This window comes from Tistrella mobilis KA081020-065, from assembly GCF_000264455.2.
GTDB lineage: Bacteria > Pseudomonadota > Alphaproteobacteria > Tistrellales > Tistrellaceae > Tistrella > Tistrella mobilis.
On the sequence record NC_017958.1, the window covers coordinates 920,390 to 938,024 of the forward strand.

General features: G+C 66.4%; 12 protein-coding genes. 2 read left to right on the top strand and 10 right to left on the bottom strand.

Annotated elements, in window-relative coordinates; all coding sequences use genetic code 11:
• Nucleotides 1-136: 136 nt before the first annotated feature.
• The 6 genes from TMO_RS27670 to TMO_RS27695 all read right to left on the bottom strand — a co-directional run bounded on the left by TMO_RS27670 (nt 137) and on the right by TMO_RS27695 (nt 8,942).
• Complete coding sequence (locus TMO_RS27670) at nt 137-1,933, bottom strand: acyl-CoA dehydrogenase (RefSeq protein WP_014748372.1); 1,797 nt, start codon at nt 1,931-1,933, stop codon at nt 137-139.
• Between the two features lie 320 nt (nt 1,934-2,253).
• The gene (locus TMO_RS27675) at nt 2,254-2,640 is read right to left on the bottom strand and encodes a phasin family protein (protein WP_014748373.1); all 387 of its coding nucleotides are present in this window, start codon (nt 2,638-2,640) and stop codon (nt 2,254-2,256) included.
• Between the two features lie 231 nt (nt 2,641-2,871).
• Complete coding sequence (locus TMO_RS27680; protein WP_014748374.1) at nt 2,872-4,833, bottom strand: asparagine synthetase B family protein; 1,962 nt, start codon at nt 4,831-4,833, stop codon at nt 2,872-2,874.
• A 150-nt stretch (nt 4,834-4,983) separates the two neighbouring features.
• Nucleotides 4,984-5,484 (bottom strand): DUF934 domain-containing protein, encoded by a 501-nt coding sequence (locus tag TMO_RS27685; RefSeq protein ID WP_014748375.1) that lies wholly within the window; start codon nt 5,482-5,484, stop codon nt 4,984-4,986.
• The gene (locus TMO_RS27690; RefSeq protein ID WP_014748376.1) at nt 5,468-7,483 is read right to left on the bottom strand and encodes a DUF2849 domain-containing protein; all 2,016 of its coding nucleotides are present in this window, start codon (nt 7,481-7,483) and stop codon (nt 5,468-5,470) included. The genes TMO_RS27685 and TMO_RS27690 overlap by 17 nt, the downstream gene beginning before the upstream one ends.
• A gap of 259 nt (nt 7,484-7,742) precedes the next feature.
• Nucleotides 7,743-8,942: an adenylate/guanylate cyclase domain-containing protein gene (locus TMO_RS27695; RefSeq protein ID WP_014748377.1), complete on the bottom strand. Its 1,200-nt coding sequence runs from the start codon at nt 8,940-8,942 to the stop codon at nt 7,743-7,745.
• A gap of 83 nt (nt 8,943-9,025) precedes the next feature.
• On the opposite strand from TMO_RS27695, the gene TMO_RS27700 reads away from it, so the two are divergent.
• Nucleotides 9,026-9,382 (top strand): hypothetical protein, encoded by a 357-nt coding sequence (locus TMO_RS27700; protein WP_014748378.1) that lies wholly within the window; start codon nt 9,026-9,028, stop codon nt 9,380-9,382.
• 15 nt (nt 9,383-9,397) lie between these two features.
• Here the strand turns inward: TMO_RS27700 and TMO_RS30075 are convergent, their stop codons facing one another.
• On the bottom strand, nt 9,398-10,018 hold the full coding sequence (locus TMO_RS30075; protein ID WP_014748379.1) for a 2OG-Fe(II) oxygenase family protein: 621 nt from the start codon (nt 10,016-10,018) through the stop codon (nt 9,398-9,400).
• 384 nt (nt 10,019-10,402) lie between these two features.
• Here TMO_RS30075 and TMO_RS27710 point away from each other — a divergent pair, with 384 nt between their 5' ends.
• A complete protein-coding gene (locus tag TMO_RS27710) occupies nt 10,403-12,214 on the top strand; it encodes a hypothetical protein (RefSeq protein ID WP_014748380.1) in 1,812 nt (603 codons plus the stop codon).
• Between the two features lie 76 nt (nt 12,215-12,290).
• On the opposite strand, the gene TMO_RS27715 is transcribed toward TMO_RS27710, so the two are convergent.
• The 3 genes from TMO_RS27715 to TMO_RS27725 are packed head-to-tail and all read right to left on the bottom strand — an operon-like array spanning nt 12,291 to nt 17,625.
• Nucleotides 12,291-14,081 (bottom strand): acyl-CoA dehydrogenase C-terminal domain-containing protein, encoded by a 1,791-nt coding sequence (locus TMO_RS27715; protein ID WP_014748381.1) that lies wholly within the window; start codon nt 14,079-14,081, stop codon nt 12,291-12,293.
• Nucleotides 14,082-14,106: 25 nt separating this feature from the next.
• Nucleotides 14,107-16,440: a 3-hydroxyacyl-CoA dehydrogenase/enoyl-CoA hydratase family protein gene (locus TMO_RS27720; protein WP_014748382.1), complete on the bottom strand. Its 2,334-nt coding sequence runs from the start codon at nt 16,438-16,440 to the stop codon at nt 14,107-14,109.
• Between the two features lie 45 nt (nt 16,441-16,485).
• Entirely contained in the window at nt 16,486-17,625 is a 1,140-nt protein-coding gene (locus TMO_RS27725) for a thiolase family protein (RefSeq protein WP_014748383.1), read from the bottom strand.
• Between the last annotated feature and the right edge of the window lie 10 nt (nt 17,626-17,635).

The following is a 17,635-nucleotide window of genomic DNA, read 5'->3' on the forward strand; positions in this document are numbered from 1 at the left end:
GCGGGCGTTCGGACCGTCGTCGTCTGCGGCACAGGCTTTCCCGCGGCTTCTGGGCGGCCGCCTTGGAAAACCGCGCCGCAGCCGGGGCCTGGCGGTCGCCCGCCACGGCCCCGGTGCATGCGCATGTTCCTGGCGATCAGGCCGCGAACTGCTCGGGGCTGAGCGCCATGATCGAGGCCGAGCCGGCCTTGACGGTGCGGGCAAGCCCGGCCGCGAGCGGCAGGACCTGCTCGGCATAGAAGCGGGCGGTGATCAGCTTCGCTTCCAGGAAGGCCGCATCGTCGGCACCTTCCGAAAGACCGCGGATCGCGGCCGCGGCCGAGATCGCCATCATCCAGCCGCCGGCCACCGTGCCCATCAGCCGGGCATAGGCGGTGGCACCAGACAGCACGGACTGGGCATCGCTGCCGGCCCGGGCGATCAGCCAGTCGGTGGCATCGTCGGCGGCAGCCACCGCCTCGGCCAGCGCGGCGGCGATGGTCGCGGCATCGTCGCCCTCCACCGCCTTCAGCGCGTCAGCGGCAGCGCCCATCTCGGCGACCAGCGCCTTGATCGACTGGCCATTGTCCATCGACAGCTTGCGGCCGACCAGATCCATGGCCTGAATACCATTGGTGCCCTCGTAGATCAGGCAGATGCGGGCGTCGCGCAGATGCTGGGCGGCGCCGGTCTCTTCCACATAGCCCATGCCGCCATGGATCTGGACACCGGTCGAGGCCAGCTCGAAGCCGAGATCCGTCGACCAGCCCTTCACGATCGGGATCATCACCTCCACCCGGCGCTGGGCCTGGCGGCGGGCATCCGCATCCTCGGTATGGCGGGCGCGGTCGATCATCGCGGCGGTGTAAAGGCCGAGCGCACGGGCGGCTTCGGTCTGCGACTTCATCAGCATCAGATTGCGGCGCACATCCGGATGCATGATCAGCGGTGCCGCACCCTCGGCGCCGGCAGCGCGGCCCTGGCGGCGCTCCTGCGCATAGGCGAGCGCCTGCTGATAGGCGCGTTCCGCGATCGCATAGCCCTGAATGCCGACATTCAGCCGGGCATTGTTCATCATGGTGAACATGTACTGCAGGCCGCGATTCTCTTCGCCGATCAGATAGCCGGTGGCACCGCCACCGTCGCCGAACTGCATCACCGCGGTCGGGCTGCCATGGATGCCGAGCTTGTGCTCCAGGCTTGCGCAGCGCAGGTCGTTGCGCTGGCCCAGCGTGCCATCGGCATTGACCAGGAATTTGGGCACGATGAACAGCGAGATGCCCTTCACCCCCGCCGGCGCATCCGGGGTGCGCGCCAGCACCAGATGAACGATGTTCTCGGTCAGGTCGTGCTCGCCATAGGTGATGAAGATCTTGGTGCCGGTGATGGCATAGGTGCCGTCATCCTGCTTCACCGCCTTGGTGCGCAGCAGCGCCAGATCGGAACCCGCCTGCGGCTCGGTCAGGCACATGGTGCCGGTCCACTCGCCCGAGACCAGCTTTTCCAGATAGGTCTGCTTCTGCGCGTCGGAGCCGTGGGCGGTCAGCGCCTCGACCGCACCGATGGTGAGCAGCGGGCAGAGGCCCCAGGCCATGTTGGCCGAATTCCACATCTCGGCGCAGGCCGAGGCGACCGTAATCGGCAGACCCTGGCCGCCGAATTCCGGCTCGAACGGGATCGAGTTCCAGCCGCCGTCGACGAACTGGCGATAGGCCTCGCGCCAGCCTTCCGGCGTGCGGACCACGCCGTTTTCGACCTTGGAACCCGTCTGATCGCCGGTGCGGTTCAGCGGCGCGATCACGCCGCCGGCCAGCTTGCCGGCTTCTTCGAGGATGGCGTCCACGGTGTCGGGGGTCGCCGCATCGCAGCCCGGAAGCTGCGACAGGCCTTCGATGTCGACGATCTCGCGCATTACGAAGCGCATGTCGCGGATGGGTGCCGTGTAACCGAACATGGATGTCCTCGAAGTCTCGGGGCCTTGGAGAAGGCTCGGGGCCGTGGGAGAGGGATGCAGATGACTGGAAAGATCGACCGGCCAGCGTGAAAAGCAAACGCTCGCTTGGCAATATTCCACCACCAGGGGTCGCCCGAAGGACCCCTCTGGTACAAGCCGGCCCCTCGATGCGACCGCCACCCGCCGCAAGGCAGGCTGCTTTCGCCCGACGTTATAGCATCTGCGGCAGACGCATGCAGGGGATAAACGTCACGAGGCCCGGCACCGCCGCCTGCACAGGCGACGGGCCGGGCCCCGGAAGGCGCAAGGCGGGGCTGTGATCAGTCGGCCGCCTGACGGCGGGCAGCCGACGGCGCGGGCGTGACGGCCGCGGCCGAGAAGGCCTCGGTCGCCAGCGCGGTCAGACGGGTCGCCTCGTCCATATAGTCGCGCACGGCCTTTTGCGCGAAGCCGTTCGCCATCTCGATGAAGTCCACCGGCGTGCGGCAGGCGCCGAGTTGCTTCTGGCTGGCGAAGTCGTCATTCAGCCGCCCCATCACGAAGCGGCCGTATTCCTGTGCGATCCGCCCGGCCGCATCTACGACCGCGCGGTTGATCTGGAACCAGGTCTCCACGGCCTCGCGGCCGCCGGTCATCATGGTGTCGAAAGACACCGGCGGCAGAAGCGCCGTCTCGGGTGCTGCGGATGTCGAGGGGCTGGCGGTCATGGCTGTTTCCTCCACCTCAGGGGGGCGGTGCGACAGCAGGGGTCGCATTCATCTTTCGTTTACCCTGTCACAAAAATCAATACCTTGATCTGCATCAACTTCCGGTCGGTTTCATGTGCCGATAAACGCCGAATCGAGCCCCAGCTCCGTCATCCGGGTGCCGGCCACCGATATCGAGGTCGTCACCATCTGCGGGTGATCCTGATCGATCCGCTGGCGGGGTGAGGCGCGTCAATTCGCGCCCGAGGCCCGCCGGATGAAATCGCCGACGGCAGTGCCGCGCAGCATGGCCAGGCGATAGGCGAACATCGCCCCGCGCTTGCGGAGATCCGTGGTCGCCATCTTGTCGCGCAGCTGCTTCAGCCGTTCGGTGTCGAGCATCTCGCAGGCAGCCGGTGACCGCAGAATGCCCTCGACCGTGCTGTCCAACAGCTCCGGCTTGGCCGTCAGGGCTTCATGCCAGTCCGGTGCCTGCAGACCACGGCGACGCTCCGCCAGCACCTCGCGTGGCAGACGGTCGGTCATGGCGCGGCGCGCGAGCGCACGCCCGCCGCCATTCTCGACAAAGATCTCGTCCGGCACCCGCATCGCAAACTCGATCAGACGGATATCCGAGGTCGGATCCCGGCTGTCCAGCCCCCAGCCGGCCAGCGTGCCCTTGTGATAGTTTCCGCCGTCAATGCGTCGCAACACCCTGAGACGCAATTCGATGCTGTCGAGGCTTGGGCGATAGGAGAGGTCGAAACCGGCCTTCTTCGCCGCTTCGAAGGCCCGGGCCCGCTTGTCCGGGTGCAGCAGGGAAATGTTGGCAAGGTCGGTATCCCGACCGGCCAGCTTCATAAGCCCGGTCCATACCTTTGCCGGCAAGGCCGGGCCGATGGACTGCGCCAGCATGCCCCGCCACCGCCACTGCCCGCCGGCGCGGACATGGCCGCGCGCCTCTTTGAACCAGCGCAGGAGCCGCCCGGACAGAAAGAGCTGGGGATAGAAGGTATAGCCGTCATAGCTGAGGCTCATATTCCCCATCTGCCCCGACAGCACGACGCGATGCCCGGCCTTCCGGGCCATGTCGTTGATCTGATGGATCCAGACATGATTGCAGGGGTTGAGGATCGGCCGGTCCATGAATTCGAAGCCCGTCCCCAGCATCTCCATTGGTGACGTGCCGTCGTTGATCACGCGCACATGATCGACATTCGGATACAGCCGGGCGGTCGCCGAGGCCAGCGGCCATTCATCGGCCATCCGGTCACGATCGACGAACCGGTCGTCATAGCCGGGGCGGACCGTCGAGGTATAGGCCGTTACCCGACCTGGCGCGATCAGACGCGCGGCCGTGGCCGTCACCGACGAACTGTCGAGCCCGGAACTCAGATGGGTCGCCACCTTGTCGCCCGCGCCTCTCAGCCGGCAACGCACCGCCCGGTCCAGTTCAGTGCGCAGGGCCTCGGCATATTCGTCACGGCTGGACAGGCGAAGCGGCAGCGGCGCGGGGTTCCACCAGCGCTCGGCACGGACGCCGCCATCGGCCGTCACCACCGCACGGTGGCCGGGCAGAAGGCGTTCGATGCCTTCGAAGAAGGAATTGGTCCCCAGCTCCGGCAGCAGAGCCAGGAAGCCGTTGAGCCGCTCCATATCGGGCGCCATGCGCAGCCAGGGCAGTGCGAGCAGACCGCGGGGCATGCTCGCCACGGCAAAGAACCGGCCACCGCCGGGCAGGGTTCCGGCGTGGTAGTGCAGCGGCATGGCGCCCAGATGGTCGCGGGCCATCAGCAGGCGGCGTTCGCGGGTATCCCAGACGACGAATGCGAAATCACCGTAGAAATGGTGGACGCAGTCCAGCTCCCAGCGCTCGAACGCCGCCATGGCCAGATCCGAATCCGCCATGGTTTTCAGCCGGTCGGCGCTGATGCCCAGCTCCTGCGCCAGATCCTCGCGGTTATCCAGGCGCAGATCGGCCACCATCACGAAGCGGCCGCCGGCGCCTTCCACCGGCTGGCGGTCGTAAATGTCTTCGGGCAGCGACGGGTTGAGCCGCAGCCCGATGGTGATCCGGTCGTCGCCCCACATCTGATCCCCCGCCCCTGGCCGGGCATGCGGGGTGTAGATGGCCTGCGCAGCAAGCATCCGGGTCAGTGCGGCATCACCATCCGTGTTGCCGTCGAACTGCCAGAAAGCGGCGAGCGCGGTCATGCGCGGGTCCTCCGGCTCGGGAGAACGGCACGGCAGATGGCAGGGTCAGACAGGCTCATGAGGCAATACGTCCCGGGAAATGCGAACCGGCCCGGATCATAGCCGATTCCGGGCCGGTCACACATCCTGTCTTTAGGCGTTCATCGGCCTTCAGGCGCGCCCCGAGACCAGGCGGCGGAAGAGCTGAACCGGCCGCGCCGGCTCGGGACCATGCGGCTGCAGCACCAGGAACTCGGCCCAGCGCGCAATCGGCCGGTCATCCGGTGCCGCAACCGTGGTGAAGCCGCAATCGAGCAGCATGACGAACTGGTCGGGCAGGACATGGCCATGGGCGCGGATCTCGCCCTCATAGCCCATGTGCTCACGCAGCGTGCGGGCAATGGTGAAGCCGCGGCCGTCGCGGAATTTCGGGAAATCGATCACCACCAGATCGATGGCGTCCAGCACCTCGCGCAGCCGCTCGGGCCGGGCATCCGCCCCCAGCGCCACGCCGCGCGCCAGCTCGTCGCCTGCAATCTCTGGCGTGCCGGCCCGGGCGGCCAGGAAACGGGCCAGCGGCAGGATGGTTTCGGGCGAGGTTACCGCCTCGCCCTCGGCCGCCACCTGCCAGCGATCCGCGATCGGCTGCCCCTGATCATTTAGCAGAGCCATAGAGCGCTTCCTTGAACGGGGTGATGCCGATGCGGCGATAGGTGTCGATGAAGGTCTCGCCGGCCTCGCGGCGGGCGACATGGACGTTGACGATGGTCTCGATCGCATCGACCACGTCTTCATACGAGACCGACGGGCCCAGGATCTGCCCCACGGCCGCCTGCTCGTCCGCCGCACCGCCCAGCGTGATCTGATAGGCTTCGACACCGCCCCGGTCCAGGCCCAGAATGCCGATATTACCGATATGGTGATGGCCGCAGGCATTGATGCAGCCCGAGATGTTCAGCGTCAGCCGGCCGATATCGTGCTGCCGGTCCAGATCGGCGAAGCGCTCGGCGATCCGCTGGGCGACGGGGATGCTGCGGGCGGTGGCCAGTGCGCAGTAATCCATGCCCGGGCAGGCGATGATATCGCTGACCAGCCCGATATTCGCGGTCTCGAGCCCGGTGCCCTGCAAGGCCTGCCACAGCGCGTACAGCGCGTCCTGGCGGACATGGGGCAGAACCAGGTTCTGTTCATGCGCCACGCGGATCTCGCCGAAGGAGTGCCGGTCGGCGAGATCGGCGACCAGGTCCATCTGCGCATCGGTGGCATCGCCCGGAATGCCGCCCACCGGCTTCAGCGAGATCACCGCCGAGATGTAGCCCGGCTGCTTGTGCGGGTTGGTGTTGGTCCGCACCCAGGCCGCAAAGGCCGGATCCGCGGCTTTCGCGCGCTCGAAGGCATCGGAAACGGCCGGCAGGGTCTCGAAATCCGGGTCGACGAAGCGGGCGGCGATCGCCTCGACCACCTCCGGCTCAAGCCGGTAGCCCTCGGCATCCATCGCCGCGAATTCTTCCTCGACCATCTCGCGGAAACGCTCGGGCTTCGTCTCACGGACCAGGATCTTGATCCGGGCCTTGTAGAGATTGTCGCGCCGGCCGAGGGCGTTATAGACCCGCAGCACCGCTTCCATGTAGCGCAGGAAATCCGGCACCGCCACCCAGTCGGCAACCCTGGTTGCCACGATCGGCGTGCGGCCCAGCCCGCCGCCGACATGGATCTCGAACCCGATCTCGCCCGCCGCATTGCGCTTCGCCAGCACGCCGATATCGTGCAGCCGCACGGCTGCCCGGTCATTCGGGCTGCCGGTGATGGCGATCTTGAACTTGCGCGGCAGGAAGGTGAATTCCGGGTGGTCGGTCGACCACTGGCGCAGGATTTCGGCGAAGATGCGTGGATCGACCACTTCGTCCGCGGCCGCCCCCGCGAACTGATCGGTGGTCACGTTGCGGATGCAGTTGCCGCTGGTCTGGATGGCATGGATGTCGGCATCGGCCAGCACCTCGAGAATGTCGGGCGTGTCGACCAGCCGCGGCCAGTTGAACTGGATGTTCTGCCGGGTGGTGAAATGGCCATAGCCCCGGTCATAGACCCGGGCGACATAGGCCAGCTGGCGCATCTGGTCGGAGGACAGCACGCCATAGGGCACGGCCACCCGCAGCATATAGCCGTGCAGCTGCAGATAGAGGCCGTTCATCAGCCGGAAGGAGCGGAACTCCTCTTCGGTCAGCTCGCCGGCGATGCGGCGCTCCACCTGACGGCGGAAGACCTCGGCGCGATCCTTCAGGAAAGCGCGGTCCTGCTCGTCGTAATTGTAGATGCCGGCGGTCGCGCGATGCTGCGGCCGGGGGGCGTCGGTCACCGGCGGCGCCGGCGGCCAGCCGGTCTCCCCCGCCTGCTTGCCCAGATCGGCACGCACGCTGGGGCCACGGCTGCGGATGCTCTCCCGCCGGGTGGTCGGCACCGGGCGGTCGCCGTCCACCTGGGCCGGCGCCTCGGCCACCGAGACGACCTCCTGACGACGCTCACCTTCGGCCGCAAGCGCACGCCCGGCCTCCAGCGTGTCGCGGTCGAAGACGGCGGCACCATCCACCCGTTCCACCCAGTCACCGGCCTGGTTCAGCCAGACGGCGACGCCGTCGGTCAGGCGGTTGGCGGAAATCACATGCAAGCTCATGACCCGAACTCCTGCTCACCGCCGGCTGCGGGGACCGTCGGTGAAGGGGCAATCCGCGACGACGTTGTTGTTTCGCGGCTTAATCCACACACGGAGATCATATATACGGCCAATGCCGAGAATTGCAACGCAATCCGATGTGAATAAAGGTGATGCCTGCATTGATGCCGGGACAATCTCACCAGAGATAGGCTCAGCCCGGGCCAGGCAGAAACCTTCCGGTAGAAATCCCAGAGAAAAACACACAAGCCTTGTTTAATCAGGCGTCCGGGGTGTAGAGGTGCTGAACCACCTCGACGCCGCGGAGCGCGAAGCGGCCGACCGAGGCGACCTGCTGGTCCGCCCCGTCCAGCGCATCGACGAAGGCCTGCGACAACAGCAGGCTGCGATCGACCGAGCGGCACATGGCGGCGATGCGGGCGACCTCGTTTACCGCCGGGCCGACGACGGTGAAATCCAGCCGGTCGGGGCCACCGACATTGCCATAGAAAACCGAGCCCACATGCAGGGCGAGATATAGCCCGGTGGAGGGCAGGTCCGCCCCCTCGCGCATTCGCGCCAGATCGCCGAGGCCCTGCCGGGCCGCAGCGGCGGCGGCCAGCGCCCGTTCCGCGGCCGCATGACGGTCGTCGGCAGGGAAGACGGCCAGAATGCCGTCGCCCATGAACTTCAGGACTTCGCCACCCTCGGCATGGATGGCGGCGACCACCGGTTCGACATGGTCGTTCAGGAATGGGATCACCTGATCCGGCGGCAGGCTGCCGCTGATCCGCGTCCAGTCGCGCAGATCGCTGAACCACAGCACGGCGTCGCGCTTTTCAGCGACCCCGCGCACGATCCGCCCCGACATCACCTGGCGGGCGACGTCGCGGCCCAGATAGGTGCGAGCGATGGTATGAGCGATGCCGGAGAGCGAGGCCGCGCGCATCGCCAGCCCCAGGGACGGCATGATCGCCAGCACCGCCGCCACCTCCGCCTCGCCGAACCCATCCGGATGATCGGTGATCCACGAGACGTAGACGCATTCCATGCCACCCACACCAATCCCGTCGCCCCCGGTGCCGCCGAAGCGGACGATGGTGGCCAGATAGCCGGTCTGGCCCTCGGCGCGCAGCTCGGCCAGATAGCTGAATTCGCTGTCGGTCGCCGGCGACAGCAGGCGCAGCAACATCGGCGCGCCGCTCTGCTCCAGATGATTGAACGGGCTGTTCGCCCAGCTGTCCGGATCATGGTCGCGGCCATAGGCGATCACCGCCGTCTCATCCTCTCCGGACCGCCAGCGAAAGGCATGCCCTTCAAGGATCGGGTGCAGGGTGTCGCAGACCATGTTGGCGCGGGTCAACGGCACACCCGCCGCCCGCAACCGCTCGGCCGTGCCGTTCAGCAGCGCCTGTTCACCGTCTCCGGCAAGGCCGGTGTCCAGGATCCAGCGGCAGATATCCCCGACGTCGATCGCCATGCCCGGCCTCTTTCGCAAAGCTCCACATCCCGACCGCCTGATATAGACTGGCCGTCGGATGATACCATGCGCGGAGCCGGCCGATGTCGCAACGCCACCTCTTCCTGCGTCTTGCAACCGTCACGCGGCGCGACCGCCATCTGGCGACGGATCAGGTCGCCGATGCCGTGGGCGCCGCCGGGGGCTGGATCGACGGCCACAACCAGTTCTCGAACAAGATGACCACGCTGCGTTTCACCCTGCCCGCGGGCGGTCTGGTGCCGCTCCGCAGCCGGCTGGCCGATCTCAACCTGGCCCTGACCGACGAAGCCGCCGCCGCCCTGGACGCGACCATCGCCGCCGGCCATGCCCCGGACCGCGAGGTCTCGGCCAGTTTTCAGCTGACCTTCATCCACGACGAACCGGATCTCAGGATCGACATTCCGGCCGTGCCGGGGTGATCTGCGGGTGGAAGGTCACACCGCCTGCCAGTCGGGCGTGCGCAGAAAGAAGCAGGTCAGATTGTATTTTACCCCGCGCACCGGCGGTGCGCCGCGGTGGAGATGGGTCCAGAAGGGCGGGAACAGGACCAGCAGGCCTTTGGTCGGCTTGATAGCGACCTGCTGATACGGGAATTCGGTGTGCCCGCCCTCTTCCACCGTGCGCAGATAGCAGAGCGCCGAAACGAAGCGGTCATAGGTGTCGCGCGGGCCGGCGTCGATATGCCAGCCGAAGCCCTGGCCGGGTTCGATCTTCTCGATGATCGGCACGCTCATCCGGTGGTTCGACGGCGCGGTCATCCGCATCACGGACTGGTACTTCTGCGCATAGGCGCCGAGGGCCTTGTAGAGCGCCGCTTCCACCGGCGCCATCAGGTCGTCCCAATGCGGCCCTTCCATCGAGGCCATCACGCCGCTGCGGTTGGCGCTCTGGCCCGCAGCCGTGCGGCTGGCGAAACGGCTTTCGTCCTGTTCGAAACGGGCGATCAACTGGTCGCAAAGAGCGTCCGGAAGGGCATGGGGAAAAGCGTCGACGAAGGCCGGCTGGGGCGGAGGTGCCGGCCGGGTCAGCGGCGGATGCTGGGGAGCGGACATCATCGACAGGTCCTTCCGTAATCACCAGAGACGGCCAGGAAGGTGGAATCGACGGCACATGCCCACCTTCCCGGCTCTCCGGGGAAACATGACAGTTGTCACAAATGCATAACCTGGAAGAGCAGCCTCTTCTTTGGGACTCATGACTCAGAATGTCGACCCTTGTCTGAGATTTTCATCACAGATCGCGACATGATATGCGATTTCCTGCCCTGCAGGAAAAAATGTACATAGATCACACTTCATACATATTTGTGACGTAAATCCCCTCTACCGGCGGTCCTGGTGGAGATGCAAACCTCATCCAAAATAGAACAATTGAATCGATGATAAACTTCTGAGGGAATATTCTGGTCGGCGCCAACGACACAAACAGGACGAGCCGCCATGAAGACAGCCCGCTTCGTCGCCTGCGCCCTGCCGCTGCTCTGCAGCAGCGCGGCGCTGGCCCAGACGATCACCTATGAACCGGCCGGCACATCAACCGCCGTCACCCTGCCGCCGCTTCAGGCCGACAGCCTGTCGCCCACGCCGCCTGCCGATGTGAATGGCGGGGCGGCCCAGGCCAATCTGGTCGATGCCGCCTATTTCGCCTGGCAGGAATTCATCGCCCTGAACTGGCCGGCCCTGAAGCAGAACGGCCAGGTGGTGCGCGACACGCCCGACCCGTCAGCAACCTTCGGCGACCCCAATGCCGGCCCTCTGGTCTGGGAGACCTATCGTCACAAGATCGAGATCTTCCCGGGCAGCAATTCGCCGAACGATCCGCCCCATGGCGTGCCGCCCGGCAGCAATGATCCCTGGGGCTACAGCACGCCGCCATCCTATGTCTATTCGCCGGCGATCTTCGGCGCCGGTGGCAAGGTGCCGGCCTGCCCCGGCCAGCCCGCCGTGGCCCAGCCGGCCTGGATCAATCTGGACGAGACCAGCCAGATCGGCCTTACCACCATGCATGCCGGCCTTCTGGACGGCACGCCACCCGCCAGCCCCAACAGCGCGCCCTCACTGATCCGCTATCTGGCCAAGGCCAACAAGGCGGAATTCGACTACATCGTCACCAACCGGCTCTGGTATATCGGCACCGACGGCACCACGCCGCTGGAACAGCGCATCGCCGCCTGGAAGGCCGGCGTGGCCGCGGGCAAGCCTGCCCCTGAAAACCAGGTCGTCACGCTGAACCCGGGGACGATCGAGGTCAAATCCGCCTGGCGGCCGCTGCTGGATCACGAGTTGAAGTCCAACCGCTTCCACACCAACACGGTGCGCTATTACGAGCCGGGACCCGACGGCAACCCCTGCTGGTGGGAGGCGGAATGGGGTCTGGTTGCGCTCCACATCATCCAAAAGACCCCGAGCGCGCCCTATTTCATCTTCGCGACCTTCGAACAGGCCGACAACATCCTGCAGCCCGACGGCACGCCGATCGAGGATGCGAGCGGCAAAATCGTGCAGCAGCCGGTCGGCGCCACGCCCACGACGCCTTATCTCGCCTATCAGGACAACCCCACCCACCCCTTCGTGGTGTCGCTGGACGGCAACCAGTTCTGCAACAGCCCGCAGAAGCGGCTCTATTTCCAGGAACTGCCGCCGGGCGACCCTTCGGTTCAGCCGGGCACGCCGGTCGGCGGCAATCTCTGCGTCAATACCCGCTATGAGCCGATCAACTACACGCTGCAGCAGATCAACACCAGCTTCCAGAACAGCATCCGGTCCTACATCGCCGATAAGGGCCTCACTTCAACGCCCTGGCTGAACTACAAGCTGATCAATGTCCAGGTGGTGCCGTTCAACCGTTCGGAAGCGCTCCCCTACAACAACACCAATTTCATAAGCCCGAAGCTGCGTAGCGCCTTCTATCAAGCCAATATCACGGTCGAAACCGACTACACCCTGCAGCAGTTCAATGGCCGCATCCATGCCGACAATGCGCCGACCACCTATCCGGACGGCGGCAACCAGCAGAATTTCCAGAACATCTACCTCCGCAATCCCGGAAATACGTCGTTCACCACCTATCAGATGGGCGGCTGCATGGGCTGCCACGGTAATGCCCAGCTCGGCGGCACCGATTTCAGCTTCATCATCGGCGGCAATCCGCTGAGCCTGAAACCGGACACACCCGAGCCCGAAAGCGCCTTCGATGCCCGAGCCTTCTATACCGATCGGCTGAGCCGCCTGCCCTCGTTCAAGCATCCGTAATCGCGGATCCCACAGACGACGACACCCCCGCCGGTCTCCCGGCGGGGGTGTCGTCTGTCGACGCCGATGGTGACGATCAGAACTCGTCGTCGGCCATCGCCATCACGGTCTTCGCGCCGGCCATGGCCACCGCGAAGGCGGCCAGATGCTCGGGCAGCACCTGCTCCATGAAGAAGCGGGCGGTCTTGAGCTTGCGCTGGTGGAAGTCGACATCCTCGCCGGCGGCGATCTTCACGGTCGCGACCTCGGCCATCTTCGCCCACATGAAGGCGAGCGCGACCAGGGCGAACATGCGCAGATAGGGCGAGGCCGCGGCCCCCGCCTCGTCGGGATTGGCCATGGCCTTCTGTGCCAGACCGGCCGTCGCCTGCTGCAGGCGCTGGAAAGCCTTGGCGAAGGGGCCGATCAACTCCTTCAGCGCCGGATCAGACTTCTTCGCCGCGATATAGGCATCGGCCGGATGGAAGAAGCGGCGCAGCAGCCGGCCCATCCCGGCCGAGAGCTTGCGGCCGACCAGATCCATGGCCTGGATGCCGTTGGTGCCCTCGTAGAGCTGGGTGATGCGGGCATCGCGGACATACTGCTCCATGCCATGCTCACGGATATAGCCGTGGCCGCCATAGATCTGCACGCCGCGATTGGCGTTGTCGAAACCCAGATCGGTGAGGAAGGCCTTGATGATCGGGGTCATCAGCTGGACCAGATCATCCGCCTCCTGCCGCACCGCCGGATCGGGGTGGTGATGCGAGACGTCGATCTCGGTGCCGATCCAGTAGGACAGCGCCCGCGCGCCTTCGTTCAGCGCGCGCATGGTCATCAGATTGCGGCGCACATCCGGATGAACCACGATCGGGTCGGCCGATCGGTCGGGATATTTGGTGCCGGTCAGCGCGCGGCCGGACGTGCGGTCCAGCGCATAGGCAACCGCGCCCTGATAGGCCGCCTCGCCGATACCCAGCCCCTGCATGCCGACGGCGAGCCGCGCGACATTCATCATGGTGAACATTGCCTGCAGGCCGCGGTGAGGCTTGCCCACCATCCAGCCGACCGCATCATCGAAGTTCAGCACGCAGGTGGCAGATGCCTTGATGCCCATCTTGTGCTCGATGGCACCGCAGGCGACGCCGTTGCGCTCCGCCGGCGCACCATTGGCGTCGGGGATGAATTTCGGCACCAGGAACAGGCTGATGCCGCGCGTACCCTCAGGCGCATCCGGCAGTTTGGCCAGCACCAGATGGATGATGTTCTCGGTCAGATCGTGCTCACCGGCCGAGATGAAGATCTTGGTGCCGGTGATGCGGAAGCTGCCGTCATCGGCCGGCACCGCCTTCGTGCGGATCAGCCCCAGATCGGTGCCGCAATGCGGCTCGGTCAGACACATGGTGCCCGACCAGGTGCCGTCGGAGAGCTTGGGCAGGTAGCGCGCCTTCAGCTCGTCCGAGGCATGGGCGGCGATGGCGTTATAGGCGCCGGCCGACAGGCCCGGATACATGCCGAAGGCGAGATTGGCCGAGCAGATCATCTCCTCGACCACGAAGTTCAGCGTCTTGGGCAGACCCTGCCCGCCATATTCGGGATGGGTGGCAAGCGCCGTCCAGCCACCTTCGATGAAGGTCGCATAGGCTTCCTTGAAGCCACGGGGCGTGCGCACCACGCCGTTCTCGAAGGTGCAGCCTTCCTCGTCGCCCGGGCGGTTGAGCGGGAACAGCTCGTTCTCGCACATCTTCGCCGCCTCTTCGAGCACGGCATCGAAGATGTCGGGGGTGGCATCCTCGTAGCCCGGCAGCCGGGAAATCCGCGAGACGTCGAGCACGTCGTGCAGCACGAAGCGGATGTCGCGCAGCGGTGCCTTGTAGGTTGCGGCCATGGGATCGGTCTCCTCTCCGCAGGGCTCAGTTGCGCAGCGGCTTGCCGGTTTCGAGCATGTGCTCGATCCGGGCCAGCGTCGCAGGCGTCTTCAGAAGCGAGATGAAGGCCTCGCGCTCCAGCCGGGTCACGTCATCCTCGCGCAGCGTCTCGGTGATGTCGGTGTCGCCGCCGGACAGCACCCGGGCGAGCGCGCCAGAGACCACCACATCATGCGGCGTGGCCTTACCCTGCTGGAAGAAGCCGTCGACCGCCATCTCCAGCGCCACCCGTGCCGATGGGCCGGGCAGCGAGATTTCGGCAGCCTCGGGCTTCTGGTAGCCCTCGGCCAGTTCCAGCGCGCGGGCTTTGGCATCGGCCAGCACCCGGTCGCGGTTCATGGTGATCCGGTCGCGGTCGAGCAGCAGCAGCATGTCGCGCGCCTCGTCGGCGCTTTCCGACACCTTCGCGGTCGAGACCATTTCGAAGACCTGGCCCACCGCCGGCATCGGGCCGCCCGGACGGCGCTTGTTGGCCATCCAGCGGAACAGCAGCTCCTTGCAGCCGCCCCAGCCCGGCACCACGCCGACGCCGACCTCGACCAGGCCCATATAGGTCTCGGCATGGGCCTGGACGGCATCGCAATGGAGCAGGATTTCGCAGCCGCCGCCCAGCGCCATGCCGGCCGGCGCGCCGACCACCGGGAAGGGCGCGTATTTCAGCGCCTTGTAGGCTTCCTGGCCCATGCGGATCATGCCGTCGATCATGTCCCAGGCGGCGATGTTCGAGGCGAAGAGCGCAAGGCCGACATTGGCGCCGACCGAGAAGTTGTCGGCCTCGTTATAGACCACCAGCGCCTTGTAGCCGCCGCGCACGATCTCGGTCGACTTCGCGACCATCTCGAGCACGCCCGGATCGATCGCATTCATCTTGGTGTGGAATTCGAGGCAGAGCACGCCGTCGCCCAGATCCCACAGGCTGGCCGACCCGTTGCCGTCCACCCGCTTCGAGCGCCGCTTGACGTCGGAGAGACGCAGCACGCCTTCCGGCACCGGCACCGGGGCATAACCGCCGGCACGGGTGGCGAATTCGAGCACGCCGTCCGAGACCCGATAGAAGCGGCCGGTCCCGTTGCCGGCGACGGCGGCCAGGATCTCGGGCACCTTGCGGCCCTCGGCCGTCAGCCGGTCGGCGAACCAGCCGGCACCCATGCGGTCGATCAGCTCGAACGGACCATATTTCCAGCCATAGCCGAGGCGCATCGCCTCGTCGATCGCCGGCACCTCGTCGGCGATCACGCCGACCAGATCGGCGGTGTAAGAGAGCGCCGCCGAGATCACCGCCCAGGCATAGGCGCCACCGGCATCCTCGTGCGAGACCAGCGCGCGCAGATCCTTTGCGCCGGCACGGATGCTGGCGAGATCGGGCTTGCGTTTCGCCCGGTATTCGCCGGTCGAAAGATCGAGCGCCTCCTGAACGGTCTGACCACCGTCCTTGCGCCGGCGGTAGAAGCCGCCCTTGCCCTTCCGGCCGGTATAGCCCTCGGCGATCATCTTCCGGAACAGGTCGCTGTCGCGGTAGATGGCGTGATAGGCGTCATCGGCCGGCAGGGTCGCCTTCATGCTGGCGGCGACATGGGGCATGAGGTCGAGACCGACCAGATCGATCAGCCCGAACACGCCGGTCTTGGGAATGCCGACCGGCTTCGAGAGCAGCGCGTCGACCGCCTCGACATCGAGCTTGCGGTCCATGGCCTCGGTCACCGCCGCCTGCATCCAGAAGGTGCCGATGCGGTTGGCGATGAAGCCGGGGGTATCCTTGCAGTCGACCACGCCCTTGCCGAGCGCATGGTCGCCGAAGGCGCGGATCGTCTCCACCGCATCCGGCCGGGTCTCGGGGCCGGCGACCAGCTCCAGCAGACGCATATAGCGCGGCGGGTTGAAGAAATGGGTGATCAGGAAATCGCCCTTGAACGCCGCCGACCGGTCCTCGACCAGCAGGCCGAGCGGAATGGTCGAGGTGTTCGACGACACGATCGAGCCGGGCTTGCGAACCTCGTCGAGCGTCGCATAGAGCCGGCGCTTGATGTCGAGGTTTTCGATCACCGCCTCGACGATCCAGTCGACATCGGCCAGCTGGCCCAGATCGTCTTCCAGATTGCCGGTGGTGACGAGCTTCGCGCGGCTCGGATGCATGAAGCTCTTGGGTTTGGTCTTCAGCATCTTCTGGACCGCGCCCTCGGCGAGCGCATTCCGGTTCTCGGCGCCTTTGGGCACGATGTCGAGCAGCACCACCGGCACGCCGGCATTGGCGATATGGGCCGCGATGCCGGCGCCCATGACGCCGGCGCCGATCACGGCCGCCTTCTTGATTGCAGTCATCTCAAAGCATCTCCGGTCGCTTGGGACAGCCGTCTGGTTCCTGCGTCAGAGCGCTTCGAGGACCGTGGCGATGCCCTGGCCGCCGCCGATGCACTGGGTGGCCAGCGCATAGCGCCCGCCTTCCCGCTTCAGCAGCGCCGCCGCCTTGCCGGTGATGCGGGCGCCGGTAGCGCCCAGCGGATGGCCGAGGGCGATGGCGCCGCCATCCAGGTTCACCCGCGCCGGATCGAGGCCCAGATCCTGGATGCAGGCAAGCGCCTGCGAGGCGAAGGCCTCGTTCAGCTCCACAACGTCCAGATCACCGGCCTTTACGCCGGCGCGGTCCAGCGCCTTGCGGCTGGCCGCCACCGGGCCGATGCCCATGATCTCGGGTGCGCAGCCGGCAACGGCCACCGAGCGGATGCGGGCGAGCGGGGTGAGGTTGTTCTTCGCCGCATATTCTTCAGTGCAGACCAGGCAGGCCGAGGCGCCGTCGGTCAGGGGCGACGAGGTGCCGGCGGTGACCACGCCATCCTTCCTGAAGGCGGGGTCGAGCCCGGCCAGACCCTCGACCGAGGCGTCGGGACGGATGCAGCCGTCGGCATCGACCGCCGGGCCCTTCTTCTGGGTGATCGCGACGATCTCGTCGGCAAACCGGCCCTGCTCGCGCGCTGCGGCCGCCTTCTTATGCGAGGCGACGGCGAATTCCTCCTGGGCAGCGCGGCTGATCTGCCACTTCTCGGCGACGTTCTCGGCCGTGATGCCCATCGGCATATAGGCGCCGGGCATCATCTCGGCCAGCACCGGGTTCGGCGCCGGGTTGAAGCCCATCATTGGCACGCGGGTCATCGATTCGACGCCGGCCGCGATGAAGGCTTCGCCCGCACCCAGCTGGATGGCGCCCGCCGCCATGTGCACCGACTGCATCGACGAGCCGCAGAAGCGGTTGACCGTCGCACCTGCCACCGATTGGGGCAGGCCGGCCAGCAGGCCGATCAGACGGGCGGCATTGAAGCCCTGCTCACCCTCGGGGAAGGCACAGCCCAGGATCAGGTCTTCGATCGTCTCGGGATCGATGCCGCTCCGCTCGACCAGGCTCTTGACCACCTGGGCTGCCAGATCGTCCGGACGGACCTTGGTCAGCGCGCCCTTGCGCGCGAAGTGGAAAGGCGAACGGGCATAGCCCGCGATCACGACGCTCTTCATGGGGGCCCTC